The 24,314-nt window shown below is 52.8% G+C and carries 26 protein-coding genes; 9 read left to right on the top strand and 17 right to left on the bottom strand.

What is annotated here, in order from left to right; all coding sequences use genetic code 11:
* The first annotated feature begins 62 nt into the window (after positions 1-62).
* Positions 63-2,036, top strand: coding sequence for an SDR family oxidoreductase (locus tag LRL22_RS05915; RefSeq protein ID WP_270904939.1), 1,974 nt, complete (start codon positions 63-65; stop codon positions 2,034-2,036).
* A 90-nt stretch (positions 2,037-2,126) separates the two neighbouring features.
* Here LRL22_RS05915 and LRL22_RS05910 read toward each other — a convergent pair whose 3' ends face one another.
* A complete protein-coding gene (locus tag LRL22_RS05910; protein ID WP_270904938.1) occupies positions 2,127-3,002 on the bottom strand; it encodes an esterase/lipase family protein in 876 nt (291 codons plus the stop codon).
* Positions 3,003-3,172: 170 nt separating this feature from the next.
* Here LRL22_RS05910 and LRL22_RS05905 point away from each other — a divergent pair, with 170 nt between their 5' ends.
* Together LRL22_RS05905 and LRL22_RS05900 are read left to right on the top strand one after the other, a co-directional pair.
* The gene (locus LRL22_RS05905) at positions 3,173-3,475 is read left to right on the top strand and encodes a YebG family protein (protein WP_005333111.1); all 303 of its coding nucleotides are present in this window, start codon (positions 3,173-3,175) and stop codon (positions 3,473-3,475) included.
* Between the two features lie 378 nt (positions 3,476-3,853).
* On the top strand, positions 3,854-5,131 hold the full coding sequence (locus tag LRL22_RS05900) for a tyrosine-type recombinase/integrase (protein WP_270904964.1): 1,278 nt from the start codon (positions 3,854-3,856) through the stop codon (positions 5,129-5,131).
* A gap of 165 nt (positions 5,132-5,296) precedes the next feature.
* Here the strand turns inward: LRL22_RS05900 and LRL22_RS05895 are convergent, their stop codons facing one another.
* The gene (locus LRL22_RS05895) at positions 5,297-5,563 is read right to left on the bottom strand and encodes a hypothetical protein (protein WP_270904937.1); all 267 of its coding nucleotides are present in this window, start codon (positions 5,561-5,563) and stop codon (positions 5,297-5,299) included.
* On the opposite strand from LRL22_RS05895, the gene LRL22_RS05890 reads away from it, so the two are divergent.
* The gene (locus LRL22_RS05890; protein ID WP_270904936.1) at positions 5,562-5,846 is read left to right on the top strand and encodes a hypothetical protein; all 285 of its coding nucleotides are present in this window, start codon (positions 5,562-5,564) and stop codon (positions 5,844-5,846) included. The two genes, LRL22_RS05895 and LRL22_RS05890, sit on opposite strands and share 2 nt — an antisense overlap.
* 765 nt (positions 5,847-6,611) lie before the next feature.
* Here the strand turns inward: LRL22_RS05890 and LRL22_RS05885 are convergent.
* Positions 6,612-6,824 (bottom strand): helix-turn-helix domain-containing transcriptional regulator, encoded by a 213-nt coding sequence (locus LRL22_RS05885; RefSeq protein WP_270904935.1) that lies wholly within the window; start codon positions 6,822-6,824, stop codon positions 6,612-6,614.
* A 115-nt stretch (positions 6,825-6,939) separates the two neighbouring features.
* Between LRL22_RS05885 and LRL22_RS05880 the strand changes: the two genes are divergently transcribed.
* Entirely contained in the window at positions 6,940-7,290 is a 351-nt protein-coding gene (locus LRL22_RS05880; RefSeq protein WP_043850803.1) for a DUF3653 domain-containing protein, read from the top strand.
* A gap of 617 nt (positions 7,291-7,907) precedes the next feature.
* Positions 7,908-8,864 carry a DUF2971 domain-containing protein gene (locus LRL22_RS05875; RefSeq protein WP_270904934.1) on the top strand — a complete coding sequence of 319 codons (957 nt, stop codon included), beginning with the start codon at positions 7,908-7,910 and terminating at the stop codon, positions 8,862-8,864.
* Between the two features lie 304 nt (positions 8,865-9,168).
* Here LRL22_RS05875 and LRL22_RS05870 read toward each other — a convergent pair whose 3' ends face one another.
* The 7 genes from LRL22_RS05870 to LRL22_RS05840 form a co-directional block, all read right to left on the bottom strand.
* On the bottom strand, positions 9,169-10,371 hold the full coding sequence (locus LRL22_RS05870) for a zonular occludens toxin family protein (protein ID WP_270904933.1): 1,203 nt from the start codon (positions 10,369-10,371) through the stop codon (positions 9,169-9,171).
* Entirely contained in the window at positions 10,372-10,686 is a 315-nt protein-coding gene (locus LRL22_RS05865) for a DUF2523 family protein (protein ID WP_019446390.1), read from the bottom strand.
* 6 nt (positions 10,687-10,692) lie between these two features.
* Entirely contained in the window at positions 10,693-12,024 is a 1,332-nt protein-coding gene (locus LRL22_RS05860) for a hypothetical protein (RefSeq protein WP_270904932.1), read from the bottom strand.
* A 111-nt stretch (positions 12,025-12,135) separates the two neighbouring features.
* Positions 12,136-12,360, bottom strand: a complete 225-nt coding sequence (locus LRL22_RS05855; RefSeq protein ID WP_019446388.1) for a hypothetical protein — start codon at positions 12,358-12,360, stop codon at positions 12,136-12,138.
* Between the two features lie 298 nt (positions 12,361-12,658).
* The gene (locus tag LRL22_RS05850) at positions 12,659-12,979 is read right to left on the bottom strand and encodes a hypothetical protein (protein WP_023583768.1); all 321 of its coding nucleotides are present in this window, start codon (positions 12,977-12,979) and stop codon (positions 12,659-12,661) included.
* 34 nt (positions 12,980-13,013) lie between these two features.
* Positions 13,014-14,546 (bottom strand): replication initiation factor domain-containing protein, encoded by a 1,533-nt coding sequence (locus LRL22_RS05845; RefSeq protein WP_270904931.1) that lies wholly within the window; start codon positions 14,544-14,546, stop codon positions 13,014-13,016.
* Positions 14,533-14,784 carry a hypothetical protein gene (locus LRL22_RS05840; RefSeq protein ID WP_069526815.1) on the bottom strand — a complete coding sequence of 84 codons (252 nt, stop codon included), beginning with the start codon at positions 14,782-14,784 and terminating at the stop codon, positions 14,533-14,535. Before LRL22_RS05840 ends, LRL22_RS05845 begins: the two co-directional genes overlap by 14 nt.
* 124 nt (positions 14,785-14,908) lie before the next feature.
* On the opposite strand from LRL22_RS05840, the gene LRL22_RS05835 reads away from it, so the two are divergent.
* From LRL22_RS05835 to fabA, 3 genes are all read left to right on the top strand, one after another.
* Complete coding sequence (locus LRL22_RS05835; protein ID WP_247822793.1) at positions 14,909-15,301, top strand: helix-turn-helix domain-containing protein; 393 nt, start codon at positions 14,909-14,911, stop codon at positions 15,299-15,301.
* Positions 15,302-15,350: 49 nt separating this feature from the next.
* The gene (locus LRL22_RS05830; RefSeq protein WP_184233778.1) at positions 15,351-17,327 is read left to right on the top strand and encodes a Lon protease family protein; all 1,977 of its coding nucleotides are present in this window, start codon (positions 15,351-15,353) and stop codon (positions 17,325-17,327) included.
* A 76-nt stretch (positions 17,328-17,403) separates the two neighbouring features.
* A complete protein-coding gene (fabA, locus tag LRL22_RS05825; protein WP_270904930.1) occupies positions 17,404-17,964 on the top strand; it encodes a 3-hydroxyacyl-[acyl-carrier-protein] dehydratase FabA in 561 nt (186 codons plus the stop codon).
* Positions 17,965-18,048: 84 nt separating this feature from the next.
* Here the strand turns inward: fabA and rmf are convergent, their stop codons facing one another.
* From rmf to LRL22_RS05790, 7 genes are all read right to left on the bottom strand, one after another.
* Complete coding sequence (gene rmf, locus LRL22_RS05820; protein WP_005315693.1) at positions 18,049-18,228, bottom strand: ribosome modulation factor; 180 nt, start codon at positions 18,226-18,228, stop codon at positions 18,049-18,051.
* A gap of 158 nt (positions 18,229-18,386) precedes the next feature.
* Positions 18,387-20,300 (bottom strand): ATP-binding cassette ATPase Uup, encoded by a 1,914-nt coding sequence (gene uup / locus LRL22_RS05815; RefSeq protein WP_270904929.1) that lies wholly within the window; start codon positions 20,298-20,300, stop codon positions 18,387-18,389.
* Between the two features lie 73 nt (positions 20,301-20,373).
* Positions 20,374-20,604: a glutaredoxin family protein gene (locus LRL22_RS05810; RefSeq protein ID WP_047435069.1), complete on the bottom strand. Its 231-nt coding sequence runs from the start codon at positions 20,602-20,604 to the stop codon at positions 20,374-20,376.
* Positions 20,604-22,799 carry a bifunctional 23S rRNA (guanine(2069)-N(7))-methyltransferase RlmK/23S rRNA (guanine(2445)-N(2))-methyltransferase RlmL gene (gene rlmKL / locus LRL22_RS05805; RefSeq protein ID WP_270904928.1) on the bottom strand — a complete coding sequence of 732 codons (2,196 nt, stop codon included), beginning with the start codon at positions 22,797-22,799 and terminating at the stop codon, positions 20,604-20,606. Before rlmKL ends, LRL22_RS05810 begins: the two co-directional genes overlap by 1 nt.
* A gap of 139 nt (positions 22,800-22,938) precedes the next feature.
* Entirely contained in the window at positions 22,939-23,064 is a 126-nt protein-coding gene (ykgO, locus tag LRL22_RS05800) for a type B 50S ribosomal protein L36 (RefSeq protein WP_005336596.1), read from the bottom strand.
* Positions 23,065-23,328, bottom strand: coding sequence for a type B 50S ribosomal protein L31 (locus LRL22_RS05795; protein WP_270904927.1), 264 nt, complete (start codon positions 23,326-23,328; stop codon positions 23,065-23,067).
* A 380-nt stretch (positions 23,329-23,708) separates the two neighbouring features.
* The gene (locus LRL22_RS05790; RefSeq protein ID WP_270904926.1) at positions 23,709-24,245 is read right to left on the bottom strand and encodes a cell division protein ZapC; all 537 of its coding nucleotides are present in this window, start codon (positions 24,243-24,245) and stop codon (positions 23,709-23,711) included.
* Between the last annotated feature and the right edge of the window lie 69 nt (positions 24,246-24,314).

The following is a 24,314-nucleotide window of genomic DNA, read 5'->3' as shown; positions in this document are numbered from 1 at the left end:
CATATGAATCGTGATATATCTAACAACCTAGTAACACCCTAATCAGTAGCAGGATTCTCTTTATGAACTATTTCATTACCGGCGGTAGTGGTTTTATCGGGCGTCGATTGATCAAAAAGTTATTCCAACAGCATCCCGACTGTACCGTCTATTTTCTGATGCGCTCTTCTCATCAGGAGAAATTGCCAGAGCTGTTCTCATTCTGGAATGTGGATGAATCGCGCGCGGTCCCGGTTTTTGGCGACATGACGCAACCGCTGCTGGGGGTATCGGGCGAGATGCAGGAGCAGTTGATCGGCAAGATCGACCACTTCTTCCATCTGGCTGCCATCTATGATCTCAACGCCAAGGCCGGGATCCAGCAGCAGGTCAACACCGAAGGGACCCGTCAGGCTGTTCAACTTGCCGAGCGGCTGGGGGCGGGGCAGTTCCACCACTGCAGCTCTATTGCTGCAGCTGGCCTGTTCGACGGTCTGTTTCGCGAGGACATGTTCGATGAGGCCGAACACCTCGACATGCCTTACTTCCAGACCAAGCACGAAGCGGAAGGTATTGTGCGAAACGAGTGCACAGTTCCGTGGCGAGTCTATCGACCGGGGATCGTTGTCGGTGACTCCAATACCGGCGAGATGGACAAGATCGACGGCCCTTACTACTTCTTCAAGACCATCCAGAAGCTGCGTCGTCTGCTGCCGCCCTGGATGCCGGCCATCGGGGTTGAGGGCGGGCGCATCAACATAGTGCCGGTCAACTTTGTGGTCGATGCCATGGTGCATATCGCCCATCAAGAGGGCGAGGAGAACAAAACCTTCCACCTGACCGACCCCAACCCGATGCGGGTTGGCGACATGCTGAGCACCTTCTCCCGCGCCGCCCATGCGCCGGAGCCTGCGATCCGCATCAATGCCTCTCTCTTTAATTTCATTCCCCGCCACCTGACTGCCATGCTGATGACCATGGCGCCGGTGCGCCGCATCCGCGATGCCGCCATCGCCGATCTGGGTCTGCCCAAGGATGTGTTCCGCCTTATCAGTTATCCCACCCGTTTCGACAGTCGCGAAACCCAGCGAGTACTGAAAGGGACCGGTATCGAAGTGCCACCACTGCACAGCTACGCCTGGCGGCTGTGGGATTACTGGGAGCGTCACCTCGACCCGGAGCTCTTCATCGATCGCTCCTTGCGTGGTCGGGTAGAGGGCAAGGTGGTGCTGGTGACCGGGGCCACCTCCGGCATTGGCCGAGCAACCGCACGCAAGCTGGCGGGGGCAGGGGCCAACGTCGTTACCATCGCGCGCGACGAGCAGAAGATTGCCGAGACTAAAGCTGAGTTTGCCGAGCTGGGGCTGACCATCGAGATCTATCAGGGGGATCTCGCCAATCTGGCGCAAGCCGAGGAGATCACCGCTCGCATCGTGGCCGATCACGGCGGCGTCGATATTCTGGTCAACAATGCCGGCCGCTCCATCCGCCGCTCCATCGAGGACTCCTTCGATCGCTTCCACGATCTGGAGCGCACCATGCAGCTCAACTACTTCGGCGCACTCAAGGTGATCATGGGGGTGCTGCCCACCATGATTGAGAAGAAAAAAGGGCACATCATCAACATCTCCTCCATCGGGGTGTTGACCAATGCGCCGCGCTTCTCCGCCTATGTTGCCTCCAAGTCGGCCCTCGATGCCTGGGTGCGTACCGCCGCCTCCGAGTTTGCCGATAAGGGGGTCAGCTTCTCCATCATCAATATGCCGCTGGTGAAAACGCCGATGGTAGCGCCGACCAAGGTCTATGAGCAGGTACCTATGATGACGCCGGAAGAGGCGGCCGATCTGGTGTGCGATACCATCATCAACAAGCATGTGCGACTGGCCACTCGCCTCGGGGTGTTTGGTCAGGTGGTGCATGCCCTGGCACCACGTGTCGCCCAGGTGATCATGAACACCAGCTTCCGCACCTTTGCCGATCCCAAGGATGGCGACAAATCCAAAGCCACCGCCGATCAGGTTGCCGTCTCGACCCTGATCAAGGGGATACACTTCTAACCGGATGATGGGATAAAGAGATCAACAGGGGCCTGAGCAATCAGGCCCCTGTTTTATTTGGAATAACAGTTGAAGGACGAATAAGGAGGGTCAGACTCGGGACAACAGATCAAGCAGCAGATCAGTCGTGCGACGGGAGTAGAGCAGAGAGAGATGGCCAATGGCAGGCAACTCGATATCTTCCATTCCCGCCAATCGTTGCCGCTCCTGCGGCATCACCACATTGTCGTGACTGGTGCGCACCGAGATGCCGGGTACGCAGAGAGGAACCGAGGCGAAACGCTGCAACCAGCCGGAACCGGGCTCCATCTCACGGGCATTGGCCCCAAGCCCAAGGGCGGCCAACTGACTGCCCTGATGAGGCGTAGCCAGAGTGATCAGGCGTGCGACCTTGTCACCACCATGGATAGCCAGATAGTCGCGGCAGACCAACCCGCCCATACTGTGACCGACCAGCACCAGCTTGTCAGCCCCAGTGTGCGCGAGCACATCGTCAATTCGCTTGGCCAGTAGCGGCACCATCTCATCGATATGACCAAATGGTGGCATCAAGGTAATGGTGGCGACCACATGGCCTGCGGTCTCCAGTCGGGCGCGCTGGGTGCGCCAGATCCCGCGACTGCAACCGTAACCATGCACCAGCAATATGGGACGCTGGCATGGACGCAGCCGATCGGGTGCCATCAGCAAAGGCTCAAACGGTAGCAACAAGGTGAAGGTATAGAGGTAGGCCAGCATCTCCTGCGCCATCATCTTCACCCTGCGCCAAGGGCCGATAGCCGGGGAGGGGTAGAAGCGGGTAAACAGCCAGCTGCCGAGCACCACCAGACAGCGCAACCCAAGCAGGGCAAACACTACAAACAGCAGGGTCAGCAACCAAGAGAGTCCCACGACCACGTGGGCGATACTCCCGAGGAGCAGCACCTCTACCATCAGCAGGATAAACAGGTGTCGTACGATCGTCATAAGGCCATGATCCGACCAGTCAGGCGTGGAAGTCAAATGGCACTTTGAGACAGCTTGATCCAGCGCGGCTTTTGTCGCTAAACCCCGGCGAACTCTTTTCCGGTGAGGTTATTTGCAATGCTGTATATCCATACATATACTTTATCCATCATCACCAAGAGGAGGCCATCATGGCTGTCGAGATCAAATATGTGGTTGTTCGTGGGGGAGTGGAAAAAATGACCTTTGCCAGCAAAAAAGAGGCCGATGCCTATGACAAGCTGCTGGATACGGCCGATGAGTTGATGACCCTGTTGGCTGGCGCCCCGATCGAGCTGGCACCAGAGCAGCAAGAGAGTCTGGCATTCTACTTGGCAGAGCAGCGTGATGTGCTGCAAACCCTGCTGCGCGGCGGCAAGGTTCAGGCAGGTACGAAAGAGGAAGAGGCACCAGCAGCCAAGCGCAAGGAGAAGCCACTCAAACAGGTGGCCTGATTGCACAGACCTTATTTCTCGGGATAAATGGTTCAACGCATTCACTTTATTTGCATTTAAAACCATTTTCACGGCTATTTACCCCGAGAATTTTTTAACCATGCTGCATATCCTATGCATAACTGAATTGTGTGCACCACTGAGCGACATCAGCCAGATCTATGAGGAAATAATGAGCAAACAGTGGAGAGAACGTTATCCAGATCGCTCCCGGTTACCTTAATCAGCAACAACAAGAGGCAGTACCAATCCCAATAGAAGCCGCATTCATCTATCACGAGCCCTTTTCTATCGTCTCGGCTCACAGGCTCATATCGACTCATCTCAGCATCAACAAGTATCACCATGACTCAACAACCATTATCCTTGCCGCCGGCCATGCCGCTGTTTGACAGCCTTATCTATCTGGAAGTTGGCAATCCGCAGGTCAATCAGTACCTTGCCAACCTCAGCCTCAATGATGTACCCGATGCCGGGCTGGTTTACGAACTGGCGGTCGATTGGCTGCTAGAGCAACGCAACAGCGAAAACAACTACAAAACCTATCGCAGCGAACTGACCACTTTTTTGCACTGGTGCTTTCGCGACGCTGCCATCAGTCCAAAAGATCTTACTCGCCGTATCATGATCCGCTATCTTGACTACTGTCAGTCCCCTCCTGAAGAGCTAATCGCCTATCGCAACGTGGCGCAATTTGTCCTCGACAAGGAATGGGGAGAGCGCTTACCCAATCCGCAATGGCGACCGTTTTTGGGCAAACGGGAACTGGGCCGCACCTTGCCCTACCGCCTTAGCGAGCAGGCGATGAAGACCAAGCTCGCCATCCTGTCGGCCTTCTTCCAGTTTCTGATCCAGGAGGAGTACATGGACAGGAATCCCGCTCTGCTGCTGCAGCGGGTCAAACGGCCGCAACAGCTGGAAGCCGATGATCAGGTGCAGGCCTTCAGCGAGTTGCAGTGGTCATACGTGATGCAGGCCGCCGATACCCTTGCCAACGACCATCCGGAGCAGCACGAGCGCAGCCGTTTTCTCACCATTCTGATGTACGCCTGCTATCTGCGGATCTCTGAGGTTGCTGCCCGGCCGGGCTTTACCCCTGTGATGGGGCAGTTCAGGCGGGATCGCAAAACTGGCGTCTGGGGCTACTTTATTCCGCAAAGCAAAGGGGGCAAACGGCGTACCGTAGCGGTATCCCAAGCGCTGTTGGCGGCACTCGAACGCTACCGCCGCTTCCTCGGTCTCTCTCCCTTGCCGACACCGGATGAACAGACGCCACTGTTCGTTCGCCATAAAGCGGCAGCCCACGGTCGCGAGCAAGGGGAACTCAACGCCAACCTTGGAATTCGCCAGCTACGGGATTTGATCATGGTGATCATCGGTAAAGGGGCAGAATTGGCAGAGCAGGATGGATTTGTCCAGGATGCGGCCGAAATGCGGCAACTATCTCCCCATGCTATACGCCACACCGGGATCACCCATGACATCAACCTGCATGGGAGACCGCTTTCCCACGTACAAGCCGATGCAGGACATGACAGCATCGACACCACTTCGAAATATCTGCACACCAGCAACAGTGAACGACATGAGAGCGCCCAGCAAAAACCGCTGGATCGATTGAACCAACAAGTGAGAGATAACGTTCACAAAAGCTAACGAACAACGTGACATGCCCCTTATTTGTATTGACTGCTCTTAGAGCACAGAATGGCTTGCTTGGGGTGTCATAGAAGTTGCTGCGGCGATGTTGTACTTCTCTGGATGGCAATCGGTTCAGGGAATATTTCTGGTTCACATGGATGATTAAGAACAGGCACCTTCTCATCTGCGGCATACATATTTATCGCGTAGTAACAGAGAAGCAAAAAACGAAATTGCTTGCTGAAACACCGAGACCACCTGATGCCGAAAGCCAAGTAACATGCCTGAAGCAATAATATTCGGTTTGAGCTGCGCCTTGTTATCACACTTGCATATCCAGTCATCATTGGTGATATTGATGTCAATATTAACGAGAAACCAAGGAGCTGATATGCAAGTGGCAGTGGTGGAAAAGACCTTCAGGATCGTTGGCAAAGGGTCGCTCATGGCCCAGTTCACCTTTATCTCTTCAGGCACACTGCATATCTGGTTTCCGGATGTGGGCCTGCAGATGGAGGCCCACTGCAAAGAGTTGCGTATCGAAGATTGCACCATTATCTATACCAATGGCCTCCATCACGGCCAGCCCAGAGCACTCTGGTCCTTAACCCTCCATCCCGATGATATGAACGAGCTCAAACCTATATTGCAGCAGTTCAACAGCAACCTCTACTTGACCTGCCAGCCACCCACATTGGCCATCGCCAAACGTGCCTTGAATATGAATTGACCCGACTTCCAAAAAAGTCGCAATCATGCCAGCCACAACAATAAGCCGTGAGGATTAAGGGGAGGGGAATCTATCGCGGTAGTCGGCATTTTTATGGCTGTTTTACAAGAAGGAGTATCAATATTTCCAGAGAGAGACCTCTCAAGTAGGGGACAGATATTTCTAAGAATATTCATTGTAATAACGAGGGTTTTAACTGTGAAAATCAAACATAATGTTCAATAAGTGAGGGGGATTCCGCACAACGTCTTGCTTTAAAAGTGGACTCTTGTCTCATAATGGCACATTTCGGTGATGTGGGGCAGGGCGGTTGACTGTGTTATTCTGTTATCGCTGCAAGAGCACTTCAGGGGGAATCAACCAGATATCGTCCTTCTGCTTTGGGCAGTCAGATCGATGGAGGTCTGTGTGTAGCCTCGATCCTGATCGATTTCCGAACCTTTAAGCGAAGGAAAAGCTGCGGGCTACTTCTTTTAATAAGCCTTGTTATCTCTCACAGCAATGCCGATAACCCTATTTATCGGCATCTAACCACTTCATTGCCTGAAGGTGCTAGATGGACAATCAAGTATTAATCATTCTTCTGGGAGTCATCGGCTTACCTTTGTGCTTTTATCTTCTTGCTATCATGCCAAACGCCACTCATTGCTACCCATGTAAAGCGCCATTATCAATGCACCGACAGAAGACATTTCATCGAACGATAGATGGGCAGGAGCGCGAGATATGCAAAAATCTTACAATCCGCGGATAAGATAACCGTAGTTACTCAAAACGTTCCAATCCAACATCTGAACCCCAATCAATCTCACTTGCTGCGGTGGCGCTGGGGTCACACCGAGCCAGCTCATCAAACGCCGCAGTCAGCAGCGCCGGATCACCATCTTCAAGAGGTGCCTCCAGATAGGCAACCATGTCGGCCTCGGTGGCCAAGCCGTCAGCCGCATCAAAACGGCTCCATTGCTCAGGTTTCTTCATTCTGTCCTCCTGCATCCGCCATTGCGCATAATGCGACGTTTTGTTAAATGCCCATCCGAAACCCGCCGATAAGCCACTCCACGCAATTTTGCTGGTTTATCAGGTATTTACTTGGATGGAACGAGAGTTGACCAAAAACTTCATTTTTCGTTGGTTTGAGTGCGGTTTATCAATTGAAGAAACGGCCAATCTTTGTTTTGTTTCTGTGAGGCAGGTCACATATTGGGATAAGGGTAAAGAGATCCCACCTGCCTATAAACGGCTGATGCGTATGGCTTCGGGTAGGGAGTTGCCCACTATCTGGAAGGAATGGGAAGGCTGGCGGATGAAGAATGATTGCCTTGTCTCACCGACAGGAGTCACCTACGACAGGAGAAGGCTGGAGGCTATAGCCATCATCCAGGCGGAACGTTCAGAACGGCAAATGGCCGCGTTCTATTGGAGGAAAAAACTGGGTGTTAACTGATTCAAATTGATGGAAAAAGCCAGCATATGCACTATAAACAGTAGATTCCAATGAGACGCAAAAAGAGGAAGGTATATGGATCTCACTGAGGCATGGGACATCATTAAACACTATGGAACTAGGTTTCCAGACACAGCCCAAGAACGACTAGATGTAAAGATAACACCACACTTCAACCTTGATACTAATCAGTTTATCAACTGGGCTAAGGATGCGGGTTGGGTTCTGACAATATCAGAAGCCAATGAGATCTTAAGTGACTTTCCCAAACACTCTCGGGGCAATAAAGTTTGCAGTAACACAGATCCATCTGTGCCGTGGCTGTGGTCTATCAACGACATACCAAGTTAACAAGCTCTTGCGTTATGAGTGGGGGCTGCGGCCCCCATTTTGTTGGGCTGACAGAAAAGATACTCGTCGGCGCGTTGCGCCGCAAAAGCTGGAGGCTGCGCCCCCCGCGCTTTAGTAAGAGCGCCCCTGCTCTAAAGACACTCCCGAGTGAGCCTGACCCAAGAGGTTGCCCGTATGGCCCCACCATCGAGGCCGGAAGGGTTCCGAGAGGGTAGGGGATGGGGTAGAATTCCCCCCGTATTACTATACGGGGGGGGGAACTTTTTGTGGATATTTATTACAAATACTCAGGAATGATGGATCTTAATTTTTTCAAAAGGCCAACAATTAAATTATCTGTACCATATTTTTTAAACGATCCTTTCGAGAGCCAACCAAGTAAAAACATTATTAAAGCAATTGAAAACACGACTAAATTACCATGCCCAGATGGTGTACTCGAACATATAAAAAACATGATTGAATGTAATGGGATTGTATCTTTATCAGAAACACAAAGAAATTCATTAATGTGGGCCCATTATGGAGATCACCATAAAGGAATGTGCATAGGATTTAGCCCTGACTTTATCAATGAAATTAATTTAGATGTCGATGATAGAGAGCAAGATTTTCAATATTATTGCATGGCAATACTGAAGCCTGAAAAAGTAAATTATGACAACCATAGATTTGACACCAATAAATTATTTAAACCAGGCGACCTCGTTTATGAAGCATTCAAGCGGCACTTTTATACAAAAAGTGATGAATGGATTTATGAAAAAGAGCATAGATCTATTGTTCCCTATGCATACTCAACACATTTATTAATAAAGAATGAAGATGAAATTATTTACAAGGAACATGATGGCAAGGTTTACGATATATTACTAAAAAACGTAAAGGACTCTTTAATTAAAATAAATGCTATAAGGGAAGCTGATGTTAAGGGCCTATATGAAATTAACGGAGCCAAATTATCACTTGTCATGCTATCAAATCTGGCTTATTTCCAAAGCATCACCTTCCTACAGGAAATATCACCCACATCTATAAATGAAATATACTTTGGGTGTAAGTCAGATATTAAAACTGTTAGGGACATATATAATGAAATAAAGTCTGAACACCATCCGCTTAAACATGTAAAAATGTACAGACTATCTACCAGCAAAGAACGGTTTGAATTACAGCAAGAAGAACTATCCGATGAATATTTTACAATGATTACTGCTGAATAATTTTTACAGAGGATTGAAGCGTTTTTTCCTCAGTAATTTAACCCCTTAAAAGCCGGTTTAGCAGGGAAGGGGGTGATCAAGTCTCTGGGATAGATGGGCGTGTTCCGCCGCGAGGCGTTTGGAGGTCAAATGGACAGCAGAGGACGGCTTGTAGGGGCTACCGCCCCTGTTCTTTGTGACGTTAACAGCCATATTTAACATAAATATTCGCGGTGCGCAGTGGGTATAGAACTGCCGCGCTATCGCTTGCCCGCCAGCTCGTTCAGTACAGCGAAAAGATGCCGTACTTCAGAGCCGGCTCTAATTATGTCCGGTCATCACTTGGTTTGTTTTTGGTATCACCGCCAGCAAAGAGGGCAGCATTGTATTTACGGCGCAGAGCGTCACCCTCTGGATCACAATAAACGTCAACAGGCTTGCCCTGATACTTCACAACGGCATGGCAGGCGCTCATAGCGTCCACACTGGCCAGTTGATCCGGCCAGTCATCACTGTAAACAGGTTGCACATCGTCACCCTTGCGAAGGGCAAAGCAATACTCGACCCGATATGATCCCCGTTCATCCTTTATCAGCTGGTGACAACTGATGATCAGCTTGTGTCCCGCGAAAGGCCCTACAGAAAGAACCCCGCTATCAGACGCAACAGGAGCGCCGCTAGGACGTACCCCAGCAGAGGGCGAAGCACCCACCGCCCCAGAAGTCGCAGCAGCGGCAGGAGAGGGCGCAGGGGCCTTACTAGGCTTATCAATAAATTCTGGCTTGATGAGGCCAAAATAGAGACAGAATCCAATAACACCCAGAAAAAACAGAATTTTAGGATCTCGCAGAATCGAGCTACCCGCGATTGTATCCGTGACTTGGCCTGTTGTAGTTGAGTCGTAGAGCTTGAAAACATAGTTGGGCACCTTGTTGAATGGCTTGGCCTGCAGAACATCGGACATAGAAGCGCCGCTGTTGTCCGCCAGATGCAAGACCGTTTTATAGCGCTTCCCAAAGCCCAATATCTTCATGTTGGTGTGTCTGATCGCCGTCTCTGACGCGGCCCTGATCACGGCGTGAACCTTCTTGATGTTCGGGGTAGTAAAGACGAAATCCCAGTTGTGGTGACGGTGCATATCAAAGGCAACGTCTATGGTTTCCGGTCGCCCGTCAGCCTTGGCGACTTCCGGCCCCCCCGGATAATCGAGTCGGTCTAGGTCGCTCTGGCGCCATGCAGGCGGAAAGATCCGCTGCACTTCATCGACCAGAAAGAACACCCCCTTCGGTGCCCAGTGGTAGAAGCGAGCCAAGTGGTCGCGGCCCTCTTGGGCTTCCGTGTCGATGTAAGTCACCTTGAACTCATCGGGCACAGCCTTACCCAGTACCTCTTTGCAGCGTTCGGCGGTGAACCCGCGAACGTTGGTGATGATGTGGCGGCCTGCTTTGATGGCGGGGATCACATCGGTGTGAATGGCACCGGATGATTTGTAAGAGCCTGGCGCCCCATGGTGGATCTTGATGGACATTTACCACCCCATGATGTTCAGCAGGAAGCGGGTAACGAAGGCTTGCGTCAGGATGGCGAGCCCCTTATCCAGATGGATAAAGAGCAGCATCGAGCGGAAGTCGGCGGGGAGGGCATTAAAGGATTGGGAGATCATTTCACTAAAGTGAACGTTCACCAAAATTTGCTTGGCAACGTCCCATGTGAAGGTGAGCATAAACAATTTAAACTCTACCCATTGCACCGCCATTCTGATTGCCAGCCATGCACCGAACTGCACAGCCAGTTGATATATATCGTTGAAGAACGAATTAAAGAACTCACCAAGCCATTCCATGACATTTTACCTCTTAAATACAATTGCGAACGCAATGAAGTAGAAAATAAACATCATCAGTGCGGCGATGATGTTCCAATATTCTTTTGCAGGTGGACAAACGCGATAGTCTTTTCCGCCATAAGTGAAAAAGTCGAAGCACTCGATAACCCCAGCAGAGCCGGAGAGCTGAAAATCAAAAATATCCCTGACTTCATCGCCAATATCTTTGTATTTGTCAGAGATAGCCTTGTTTGCCTCATCCAGTTTCTTTTGAATGGCTGCGACATCAAAGAAACAGTCATTACCAGAACATGTTGAAGAATACTTACCCTCTTTCACAGCAAGCGGGTTATCCCCAGATCCGGGCAGCTTCGAATAATCAATGCCAGTACCACCTTCACCGCCGCCAGTGCCAAGGCCACCATTCTTGATAGCTTCGGTAATTGTGCGCAGATTACGATTCATTTCAATGCTGTTATTTCTTAATTCCTGTGCGGTATTCCAGTAGAAGTTATTAAAGTTACTGTCTAGGGTGCTGATATTCTCTTTTATAGAGGAGATATCATAAGAATAACCACTCAAGAGGCCATACATGGTGCCACCTATATTATTCTCGGCAAAATCAGGGCCAAACATATCCTGATGAAACTGTTTTAATTCCCCATGGATTTTAGAGTTATCACCTCCAGATGTGCCACCTGAGCCGGAGCCCGAACCGGAATCACCTGCTTTCATTGCTATTTGTTGAAGGTAGTTTTCAGAGCGCGAAGCAAATAATTCAATCCCCTCAAGCTTGGAATTAGCAGTGCGCTGAAAATCGGTCATTTGCTGCAATAAATCTTTGGCACGTTCTGTCGCATTGACAATGCGCCGTGAATCACCCGTTAACTCATTAACACGCTGATAAATCTTGTCAGTGTTTTCACTAAAAGCCCCGATATGTTTACCAAGGTTTTTATTTAACTTGGCGATCGTTGCTGAAACAGATGTTCCAGTAGCATCACCAATTACCGGATTAAAGAAATCCCAATTCTTAGGCAAGCCACCATTTCCCGAACTTCCCCCTTCACCTGGCGTATTGCCACTGCCATCTGAATCACCGTTGCCACTGCCATTCTCTGTCCAATTACACGCATTGCCTGTAGTCTCCACAGGCCCCTTGGTATTTGCCAGCGGCAACTCTACACACACACCATTACAATCAACCAAACAGCCACCAAGCTGAGAGCCTTCAAATTTAAGACAAACAGGCAATGGAGTTGCCATCGTGACGTTACCCAATTGCACACCGACAGGACAACCCGCAATAGCAAATGCTGCCGATGGAAATAACAGTAAAAGCCAACCTAAGCGCACACAGCCCCCAATATAAAAAAGGCGACCGGAGCCGCCTTAAATAGAGAAGGATGTTCGCCATCCCTCGACAAAGAACAAAAACCAGAGTGTCCCGATAAGCAGGGACATGGTTTAGGCTTTACGGATCAGGGAAATAACGATACCTGTAGCGGTCACCAGTGCGACTACCAGCAACACCTTGGGAGAGGTGTTAGTGACGTCAGCTTGCGCGGCTTCCATTGCCTTGGCTGCGGCATCAGAGAGGCCAGTACCACCTTCGGCCATAGCAGCATTAGCAGACAGACCACACACAGCCGCAATGCAAGCATTACGGAACAAGCCTGATACTTTTTTCATTATTTTATCCTCGTTTTGCACCAACAATTACACGGGCAATTGCGCCCAATTTTACGCCCAAGACCCAGACAGCAAGGCCAGAGCCAAAGGCAATCCCCACAGTGGATATATCGAACTGGAACCAGTTTGATATATCCGTGAGTCTGGAATACTCCTGCACAGTCAGGAGCACATATTTACAAGAATCCCCCTCGGATAATCGAGCATATCCCTCGGAGGTAATATCTAGACAAAGCATTATCGCGCCCTCGTCGTCGCTCGCTGCGCGCTCTCGCTCCTCCTCCTCGGTGCGCGGCGGTTATACCGGCTTTTTGTTAGGCTGGAAGCCAACAACCACATTTCGGGTCGGATTCTGGGGATCTGCTTCAAGCACAAGATCAATGGCAACCAGCTTGGGGCAGTCGGCCATTTCTTTGATAGTCGCCGCATCATTACGAAGGGCCAGTTGGCGAACTTCATAACCCCATGAGTGGATATTGCACTCGGGTTTGTTGACGTTATTTGCCGGAGCCAGATATTCCACTTGCGCGAAATCATAAGGAACAGGAGCGCCAGATTTACGGGACACACCATAACCATGAGTAACACGAGTTACCAAAACACCAGTGAGCAGGGACATAATATTTACCTCGTTGAAGAACCTGATTTATAGGTCAAACTAAACAATGCTCACCCGATATAAACTCGGGTGGTAGCGGCATTCTTAACCTCGCTGGAATATCATCTTCTTTAAGATGCGCTGTTAATTGGTGAACAATCGTTTCTGGGGCGAGCCCCTCAACACTTGCTAACCAATTAACAAGGCGGCCCGCCATCCGAGACATATGAAAAACTGCATTGTCCCGACTGGTCTTGAACTTGTTTTTAAAAGTGGTCACACGTACCGGAACAGATTCCGACTGCTTAATAGCATCAAGCCATTTGGCAAATTGCGGATACATCCCTGCAAAATAAGGGTCAGGATTAATCAGCACATCGAGCGGAATTATCCGATCTTTATTGTGTAACTCGCCTTCGGCGCGTACCCAATTTGGGTTCTCTGCCGATTGCATCTGTTTACCCTTTTCGTATACCCGAGCACATTTACCGTTGATCCGGCTGCCCACATAAAAAGAGCAGCCCTTGGTCGGTGCCATGCCAAACCGCTTTACGATGCCCTTGGCAATCTCGGATATAACGAACTCACCTGATTCGATTTTCATCCACGCCGGAGCACGGCCCCGCTCTGGGTGAAACTCGCCAGCCTGAGCGCCATCAATGGCCCCCTGATAACTGATCACCTCACCGCTGTAGTCATCGAGCGCCAAATCTACCCGAGTGATGCGAACCGATGGAATGTGAGAGATAACAGAGTGCAAAGCCTGCATATCGAGGGCGGCACAACCCACGCCGGAAAAACTCACCATGCAACCGTGGTTGGCTGCCCCCCAACCAATCAGGCCACAGGGAAGGCCATCACACAGCAGGTCGGCCGAGTTGGCGTAACCATGCAGACCGGAGCGGCGAGGGCGCATAGTGAAACGAGGCTCGGGGATAGGCACCCCGATCTTGGTGTTCAGTTCTTCCAGCCACAGCTCGATCTCGGAACAGCACAGGGCATCGAGAAATTGCACCCCGTAGCAGTCGATCAAATCGTTGTAGGCTTCCCAATACTTGGCACCCTCGACCACCTCGAACTGGGAGAACTTGAGCAGGGAGGCGCAGACAGCTTTCAGCTCTTTGCGCATGTCGGCCCGAGATCGGTAGTTAGAGTGCAAGGCCCGCTCCATCATTTCGGTCATGGAAGGGGTAAAGACGGGGGCAGGGGACTTGACCACACCCTTGAGGCTCAACCGCTCGGTGGCCTTGTCGTAGACACGCGCCGCAGTAGGGGCAGGGGCTGCACCCAACCGCTGCGCCTTATCACAGAGCCGCTCTGACACCTTGTCGAAGTGGGTGAGGGGAGCAAAACCAACCGGACGCTTCCACAGGTAACGCAGACCCTCGACAGCAGGCTCAGAGAAAGCGGCTTGCAGGGCCTTTACCTTGGTGTCAAAGCGCGGGATAGCCTTCAAGAGCGCACCTTGTTTGGCAAGCTCGGTCATCTGGCGCAACTCGGTCGGCGCCCAGGTGAAGGACAGATAATCGATCAGGGTTTTGGTGCCGATAACGCTATTTATCGGCATCACGGAATTATGACCAGTCATCGAAAAAGACTCCCTGATCATAGAAACCTTGCCATGTGTCCTCGGTCACTTCGACCAGCTCGAACACGGTATCGGGGTACGTCATGGACAGATAGACCCGCAACTCATGCAGATCCCGAAACATCTCGACCTGACCCGCGATGCAGGCGGAGAGATCGCCAGTCGGTTCAGCCTGCCAATAAACCTTTCGCTCAATGAGAGCAGGCAGATCAAGGTTTTGTGGGCTAAAGTGGGTCATGGTTCATGCATTCAAATGATTTGTTGAATGGATTCAATCATACGAATTGTTGAATGGGAACAAGCCGTTTTTTGCCAAAATCGGTATGATGGGCCGATTGTCTAACCACTCAGGAGACAAAAAGATGGACTCGAATACGCTGATTCAAGCCTACATGAGGGCCAAAAAGTACAGCCAGTTGCAGGAAGTCGCCGCAGACTTGGGATTTACCACTTCCTACATCTCTGCGGTGAACAAAGGAAAGTCGCAACTCACTGATGCAACAGCAAAAAAGATTGCCGAGGAGATCGGCTTGGACGTGCAAGAAGTACTGCTAAATCTGGCCGCAGTCAGGGAAACCAATCCCGAGCTAAAACGCGCTTGGTATGACATTTTAGCGAAGTACACAAAAGGTACAGGCACGGCTGTAGCCCTTGCGGTAGCTATGTTCCTGACCCCCAGCCACGGGCCAGACAACACTGCGCATAATGTATATTATGTTAAATTAAGTATCTTGTTTCCTGTCACCACTTATTGAACTGTGTATAATGGCAACAATTGATCCTATCTTCGACCGGATGTCTTAAGTGGCTGAATTAACATCAGAACAATTAAAACCCGCTTTTGCGATTGAACAGTTCCCCAAGCTTAGCGAGCTTGAACCTATCCCCTTTGCTGCGCTGCAACCCAGAGCCATTTCCGGCATCAAACGTCTTGCCAGTTTTGATGGTGACTGTCCGGTCATGCTGCTTAACGGGTTCCCCGGCGCAGATTACGAAGGCGTTTGCCAAACGTTGATTGCCGACTCCAATGGCAAGGACGGTGACCTGTTTGATCTCTGCTACACCGAGAATCTGAACAACCCCTACAAGCCTATCTGGCTGCGCCTGCAACCGGGCACTGGCGTCGAGTTTTGCGAAATGGTTGGCGAGCTGCTTAAGCTGTTGAGCCACCATCTCGATGCCGAACGCATCGTGACCCGCATCATGCGCAAGCAGAACAATGATCCGAAAATCGATGATTTCCTCTCCGATCTGGCGGCTCACGTGGCATTGGGTCTGGAGTTCCAGCACCCCATTCTGATCAACCTGCTGATCCACCACGAAGCGCAGGAAGCGCCGGTAATTTATGGCCGTGACCTCAACTGGGATACCCTGTTTGGCTCCATCAACTACCAGACCGAGCAAGGCTCTGTCTATGCCAACCAGCACCTGTTGGAGCCTGGCTTGCTGCGCGAAGCCAACGGCGGTTACCTCATTTTGCAACTGGATGAGCTGCTGGATCAGCCGCACCTCTGGTTCAAACTGAAAAATGCCATGCAAAAAGGCGAGCTGGACTGGAACGCCTATCAGGAAGGGAAAACTCTGACTCCCTTCTTCGCGCCTGAAGCAACTCCTATCAAGCTCAAGCTGATCCTGGTCGGTGACCGACTGGACGTGGCCGAGTTCCAGATGCTGGATCGGGATATGTCCGAACGCATCTTCCTGCGCGCGGATCTGGTATCAGAGGTGAATATTGAAGAGGATCTGCAGGAATTTCTGCAGTACCTGGCCTGGCTGCGCCAGCGCTGGAGCCTGCTGGACTTCACGCCAGCCGCCCTCGCCGCCCTTTGTCGTCATGCCAGCCGCCTCTGTGACCATCAGGAGTGGCTGTCGCTCTCCGAAGTGCAACTCTCCGCCATCATGCGGATGGCTGACAGTCTGGCCCGGGAACTGGGATCCGATGTGGTCACCGACGAGCATATCCGTGGCGCACTGGAGGAGCAGGATTACCGCCTCAACTATCTGGTTGAGCAGTCCGATCAGGGGGTTATCGACGGCCAGATCCTGCTGCAAACCGATGGCGAAGAGATTGGCCAGATCAACGGCCTGTCGGTCATTCAGGTCTCCGGTCACCCTTATGACTTCGGCGAACCGGTGCGCCTCACCGCTACCGTACACCTTGGTGATGGCGATGTGGCGGATATCGAGCGCAAAGCGGAGCTGGCCGGTCATATCCACGCCAAGGCGATGATGATTATCCACGGCTATCTCTCCAACAAATTTGGTGCAGAGAACCCCTCCCCCCTGTCGGCGAATCTGGTGTTCGAGCAGTCTTACCACGAAATTGATGGCGACAGTGCCTCACTGACCGGCTTGTGTGCCCTGCTATCTGCCCTCGCCCGCCAGCCTATCTATCAGCACTTCGCCGTGACCGGTGCGGTCGATCAGTTTGGCAATGTGCAGGCCGTTGGTGGCGTGAACGAGAAGATTGAAGGCTTCTTCCGGGTGTGCAAAATCCACGGCATCACCGGCAAGCAAGGGATCATTTTGCCGGGCACCAACATCCAGCAGCTGAACCTCTCTGACGAGGTGATTGCAGCGGTTGAAGCAGGCCAGTTCCACATCCACCCGGTGGATCATGTGGAAGAGGCCATCGAGTTGCTCACTGGCTGTGTCGCCGGTGAGCCTGATATGCCCGATACCCTGTTTGGCCGTATTCAGGAGCGGTTGGACGAGTTGAACGGCTCCACTGCCAAAGTCGGACTGCTGCAATCCCTGCTGGGGCGCCTGTTTGGCCGCTGATGAAGTGATCGGAGTTGTTTAGCGAACAACTGTAAGCTAAATTGGCGCAGCTTTATTCATTTGAAGGAAACTCAGCGTGACCGTAGACAATTCGACCCTGGAAGCCCGCCTTTCCCTGTGTGAACAGGGCAAGAACTCTTTTACCCGTGAAGAGCTGCTGGCTTGCAGCCGTGGCGAACTCTTTGGTGAGGGTAACAGTCAGCTGCCCGCCCCCAACATGTTGATGATGGATCGCATCGTCAAGATCAATGACAACGGTGGCGAGCACGGCAAAGGCGAGATCCTGGCAGAGCTCGACATTACCCCCGATCTCTGGTTCTTCGATTGCCACTTCCCGGATGATCCCGTGATGCCTGGCTGTCTCGGTCTGGACGCCATGTGGCAGCTGGTTGGCTTCTTCCTGGGCTGGAAAGGCGGCCCCGGCAAGGGGCGTGCTCTGGGCGTGGGTGAAGTGAAATTCACCGGCCAGATCCTGCCGAATGCCAAGAAAGTGACCTACAAGATCACCTTCAAGCGCGTCATCAACCGCAAGCTGGTGATGGGGATTGCTGATGGTGTGGTCGAAGTTGACGGCCGTCCGATCTACAGCGCCACCGACCTGAAAGTGGGCCTGTTCAAAGATACCACCGCATTCTGATCTCTCTGATTGGTGGTAAAACAGCATTAACGCAAAGGGGCCACAACGGCCCCTTTCCTTTTGTAATGAGTGATGAAGTACCTGCTACTTCATGAAGAGGCCTGAGCCCCGCCCTTCCATGGCGTCACGCCAACCACCAAGCCAATGCCCTCGGGCATCCAGGCATTGATACGGACACGCTTCTTTCTGTTTGCCGACCACGCCAGCCTGATAACCACGAGCACGAGCTCTTTCCAGACGGTCCCGCTTCTGTCTCTTCATCATCTACGACCCTCTTCGTGGAACAAAAAAAGCGACCAATTCTGCATCGGTCGCTTTCATCTTTACTCCTGCGAGCGCACTCGGTCAAACAAAAACTTCCACCCTAACCGGGCTATGTGACACAAGGCACTGAACTGGATTAAGTTTTAATTACAGGGAACTTACTCCTGATTTTTGAGTCCTTCCAGCTCTTCCCAGCGAGCAAATGCCTGCTCCAGCGCGGCTTCAGCGGCATTGAGCGCATCCAGTTTCGGCTGGGTTTTATCTGCCGGCAGCGAGAAGAACCCGGGCTGGTTGATCTCGCTTTGCAGCGCATCCAGCTCGGCTTCCAGCTGCTCAAGACGAGCAGGCAACCCTTCAAGTTCAAGCTGCAGCTTGTAGGAGAGCTTCTTGCTTTTCTTCGGCGCTTCTGGCTCGGCGGCAACGACCGGCTCGGGCGCCTTGACCGGTGCACTCTTGGCCTGTTGCTGGGCATTCTGCTGTTCGCGGGTCGCCATCATATCGGCGTAACCACCCACGTAATCGCTGATGCGGCCATCCCCCTCAAACAGCCAGCAGCCGGTCACTGTGTTGTCGATGAAGCGACGATCGTGACTCACCAGCAGCAGGGTACCGGGGTAGTCGGAAAGCAGCTCTTCCAGCAGCTCCAGCGTTTCCACATCCAGATCGTTGGTCGGTTCATCGAGGATCAGCAGGTTGCTGGGCTTGAGGAACAGCTTGGCCAGCAGCAGCCGGTTCTTCTCGCCACCGGAGAGCGCCTTGACCGGGGTACGGGCCCGCTTGGGTTCGAACAGGAAGTCCTGCAGGTAACCAAGAATGTGTCGGGAGCGGCCGCGCACCATCACCTCCTGCTTACCCTCCCCGACGTTGTCCACCACTGTCTGCTCGGGGTCGAGCTGCTCGCGGTACTGATCGAAGTAGGCCACCTCCAGATTGGTACCCCCCTTGACGGTGCCACGGGTTGGCTCAAGCTGACCCAGCAACAGCTTGATCAGGGTCGATTTGCCGCAGCCATTGGGGCCGACCAGCGCAATCTTGTCGCCACGCAGCACTTGCAGATCGAGCCCCTTGAACAGGGTGCGATCGCCAAAGTCCAGCCCAAGCCCTTCGGTCTCGAACACCAGCTTGCCGGAGCGATTGACCTCGTCCAGTTGCAACTTGGCCTTGCCCTGCAACTCGCGACGCTGGGAGCGCTCCATGCGCATCGCCTTGAGGGCGCGCACCCGGCCTTCGTTACGGGTACGGCGAGCCTTGATACCCTGACGCACCCACACCTCTTCCTGCGCCAACTTGCGGTCGAACTCGGCATTTTTCAGCTCTTCGACCCGCAGCCACTCCTCTTTCCCCTGCAGGTACTCGTCGTAGTTACCCGGCCAAGAGGTGATGGCGCCGCGATCGAGATCGATGATCCGGGTTGCCAGCTTGTGGATAAACTCCCGATCGTGAGAGATAAAGACGATGGCGCCGCGAAAATCCTTGAGGAAATCTTCCAGCCAGTTGATGGCTTCGATATCCAGGTGGTTGGTCGGCTCATCGAGCAGCAACAAATCGGGATCGCAAGCCAGCGCACGGGCCAGCGCCACTTTGCGCAGCCAGCCGCCGGAGAGGCTGTCGAGGGTCACGTCAGGATCCAGCCCCAGCAGGGTCAACACCTGACTGATGCGGGTCTCGAACTGCCAACCGTTCTGATAGTCGAGCTGCTCTTGCAACTCGCTCATCTTGCGAATGTTGGCGTCTGACGGATCGCTCGCCAGCTCCATGGAGATGTGGTGGTACTGCTTTAGCAGCTCCCCTACCCCGGCCAGCCCCTCGGCGGCATAGTCAAACACCGTCAGCTCGCTGGAAGCAGGCGGATCCTGCTCAAGGCGGGTCACTTTCAAATCTTGTTGCAACACCAGACGCCCGTCGTCCAGCGGCAATTCGCTGGCAATGACCTTCATCAGGGTAGACTTGCCCGCCCCGTTGCGGCCAACCAGACAGAGGCGCTCGCCCCGCTCGATGGTCAATTCGGCATTGTCGAGCAGCGGGAAATCACTGAACGACAGACATGCGCCGTGCAATGTTAAAAGAGCCATGTGTGTTCCTTATTTCATATGAAAAAAACGGGCAGCAGACTGGGTCTGCCCCCGTTTTATCGTCAAATCACTCTCACCCCTGACGGGCGGCCCAGCTTTTGAGCTCCACCAGCGTGAAGGGCCAACCGAGCTCGCGGCCCGCTTCGTCACGCAGCACCGGAATGCGCACCCGATAGGCGGCAAGCCACTGCTCATCATCCATGATGTCGCACTGGCGGGTGGCGGCGGCAAGGCCTGCCTCCTCCACCAGCGCCCAGGCCTGCTCGCACAGGTGACAACCGTCGGTATGAAACAGGGTCAGCATCACGCCTCGCCTTGCTCCGGTGAATGGGTGATGATCCAGCAGTTGTGGATGTGCTGGTTACGTTCGAAATCCTTCGGCCGCGTCTTCTGGGTTATATTCTGGGCCTTGAGACCAGTGGCCTCGAGACCGGCCAGATCCATCTTGAAGTGACGCTTGTTGTTGGAGAAGACCAGGGTGCCGTCCGCCGCCAGCAGGCGCTTCAGGTGCTGCATCAGCAGCAGGTGATCGCGCTGTACGTCGAAGCTCTCGTCCATCCGCTTGGAGTTGGAGAAGGTGGGCGGATCGATGAAGATGAGGTCGTACTTATCATCGGCTTCAGACAACCACTTCAGGCAATCTGCCTGGACAAACTTGTGCTGACGGCCCACCAGCGAGTTGAGACGCATGTTGTCCTGTGCCCAGTTCAGGTAGGTGTGGGACATGTCCACTGTGGTGGTCTCACTGGCACCGCCAAGACCTGCGTGCACGGTGGCACTGCCGGTGTAGGCAAACAGGTTCAGGAAGCGCTTGCCCTTCGCCATCTGACCCAGCATGCGGCGAGTCTGACGATGGTCGAGGAACAGGCCGGTATCCAGATAGTCGTAGAGGTTGACCCACAGACGAGCACCGTACTCCTGCACTTCCATCCGGTGCTGCTCTTCGGAGAGCTTCTGATACTGCTGTTTCCCTTCCTGACGCTCGCGCACCTTCAGGATCACCTTCTCGCCATCCATGCCGGTCACCTTGATGGCGGCCTGAACCATGTCGAGCAGACGCTGACGGGTCTTCTGGGCGGGAATGTCTTTGGGCGCGGCATATTCCTGCACCACCAGATAGTCCTGATAGCGGTCGATGGCAGCATTGTATTCCGGCAAGTCGGCATCGTAGATGCGATAGCAATCGATGCCCTCTTTGTTGGCCCATTTCTCGAGGGTTTTCAGATTCTTGCGCAGACGGTTGGCAAAGTCCTGTGCCACCTCTTTCTGGGAAGCCACGGAGTCCAGTGCGATTTGATAATTGCGCAGCTGACACTCGAGGGCGCCATTGAACAGGCGATATTGCTTGTCGGCGCGCAGGCGCAGACAGCTGAGCAGCTCGGGAGATGCGGAAAGAATGGAGACTCTCCACCCCTGGAAGCTGCGACGCAGAGCATCACCGAGGGCCTGATGCACTTCCAGCAGCGCCGGGAATTCGCCAAGACGCTCGCCGTAAGGCGGGTTGGAGATCAGCATACCAACCTGGCGGGCCTCCCCTTGACCTTCTTCCCCTTCAACAGGGGCAGGCATCGGCAGCGGGTTTTCCAGCTTGGTGACGTCGGCCTGCTTGAAGGTGATGAGGTGGGCCACACCGGCTGCTTTGGCGTTATCACGGGCTTTGAGCAGCACACGCTGGTCGGCATCACAACCAAACAGTTTTACTTCACAGCGCTGCATGCCGCGTTTGGCGCGCACTTGCGCTTCCATCATCAGGCTCTGCCACAACTCGCTATCGTGCTGCAGCCAGCGATCGAAACCGAAGCGCTCGCGGCGCAGCGCCGGCGCCATGTCGGCGGCGATAAAGGCCGCTTCAATCAGCAAGGTACCGGAACCGCACATCGGGTCCATCATGGGCTCACCGGCCCAGCCGCTACGGGCAATCATGGCGCAGGCCAGGTTCTCTTTGAGCGGTGCTTCACCGGTGCCCTGACGATAGAAACGCTGGTGGAGCGCCGGGCCCGACAAGTCCAGCGTGATATTGGCCTTGCCCTTGCACAGGTGCGCCATGATGCGGATATCCGGCGACTTTTTGTCCACGTCCGGACGCACATGACCGCGCTTGGTGAAGCGGTCGACGATGGCATCCTTGATCTTCAGCGCGCCATATTGGGTATTGCGGATGGCAGGGTTGGTACCGGTAAAGTCCACCGCGATGGTAGAGGTACCGGAGAAGTGCTCTTCCCAGGGGATTGTGTGGGCGCCCAGATAGAGATCAAGATCGTCGTTCATCTGGAATTCGGACAACACCAGCACGATGCGGGAAGCAAAACGGCTCCACAGGCAGGCCTTGTAGCCAATCGCCAGTTCGCCTTTGAAGTGAACGCCAGCAACGGTCTCACGGACCTGCTCTGCGCCAAGATTGGTCAGCTCATCGGCCAACAGGTTTTCCAGCCCCTTGGGGCAGGTTGCAAAAAATTCTTTCATCACGCTCACGGGGAACCCATAAAAATAGTGCCGCATTATACCTCATCAGGCGGGCTGGAGCATGCAAAAGTCGGCGCAAACAGCAGGATGGAAACAGATTGGTAGACAGAGAGAAAGGCAAGAGACCCCATGACTACCCGATGGCGAGATCATGGGGCCAGACATCATTAACGAATCACTTCATGCGAGCCTTGAAGCGGGGATTGCTTTTACAAATCACGAACAATTTGCCCCGGCGGCGCACCAACTGACAATCAGGATGACGCGCACGTGCGGATTTGAGTGAACAGACGACCTGCATTCAGGACTCCTTCTTGCTTGAAAATGCGCCAAAGCGCTTGTTGAAACGGGCCACACTCCCCTCGCTCGATACCTGCTTCTGCTTGCCGGTATAGAACGAGTGCGACTGGCTGGAAACATCGATCGACACATAGGGATACTCCTTCCCGTCTTGCCACGTATAGCGGCGATCGCTCTTGATGGTTGACCCGACCAGGAAAAAGGCATCTGCTGCCGTGTCATGGAACAGCACCAAACGATAATCAGGATGAATATGAGGCTTCATGGCAACTCCATTTTGTTATGTTATAACAAAATGTAAGTGAGAATAGCTCTCGTTTCAAGCATAAAATGTCGTATAAAGAAAATCGCAGCAGTGAGTGATGTGTTGATAGCGAGGTGGAAGCACTACGCAAGCAGAACGAAACAAGAATGAGAGACCATGCTTATAGCACGGAAGACCAAGATACTGCGTGGGTCAGAACACAAGGCGCAAGTGACTGTAACAAGCCTCAAGAGAGGCTGAATCACAACCATGAAGATCAATGAGAATGGGCAAGATGTTCGCGGATCAATGAAGTATCAGAAACGAGGCGCGATTGAGGTGACAACAGTAAAAACAGGCAGCGGTGTAATCACAGAGATAAAACGATTGATGAAAATATATCAACTGACCTGACGATATTGCTCGGTCACGGTAATACGCGGTTTCATCCGGTTATTCATCACCTTGATCACCCCGAAACGCGGCAAGGTTTTACTGGTGGTCAATACCAGATCGGCTGTGAGGTTCAAACAGACGCTGGCCTGCTCCCCTACCTCAATGACCATAAATTCGCCGTTACCATGGGGTGTATTCATCAGGACCAGATCACCGTTTTGCGGGATCACTTGCGGATGCTGTTCACTAAAAAACCAGCTTTGCGGCATCAGGGGTTTATAAAAACGACTGACCGCGATGGCATTAAGCACCAACTGAACCTGATGTGGAATACTCCACTCAAGTTCGGCTGCTTTATCCATCAACTGATAATAGAGGGCGGCATCATCGACACAAAAAGGCTGGGTTGCAAATGAGCTGGGCACCAAATGTCGCCCTTTATACTCGGTAGCAAATAACATGTTATCAGACAGGTCCAACATCAGACGGTCACTCTGGGCATCATAGTGCCATTGCCAGCTATCGGTCGGTTGGATAAACATGTTGGAGCCCTTACTTGATAATTACCAGTTGACTTTATTCCATATGCAGGAAATCAGCAACGTCAAATA

The sequence above is a fragment of the Aeromonas sp. PI_26 genome, assembly GCF_027854445.1.
Lineage (GTDB): Bacteria > Pseudomonadota > Gammaproteobacteria > Enterobacterales > Aeromonadaceae > Aeromonas > Aeromonas veronii.
Note: the sequence above shows the minus strand (reverse complement) of the source record. Positions and strands in the feature narration are given on the sequence as shown.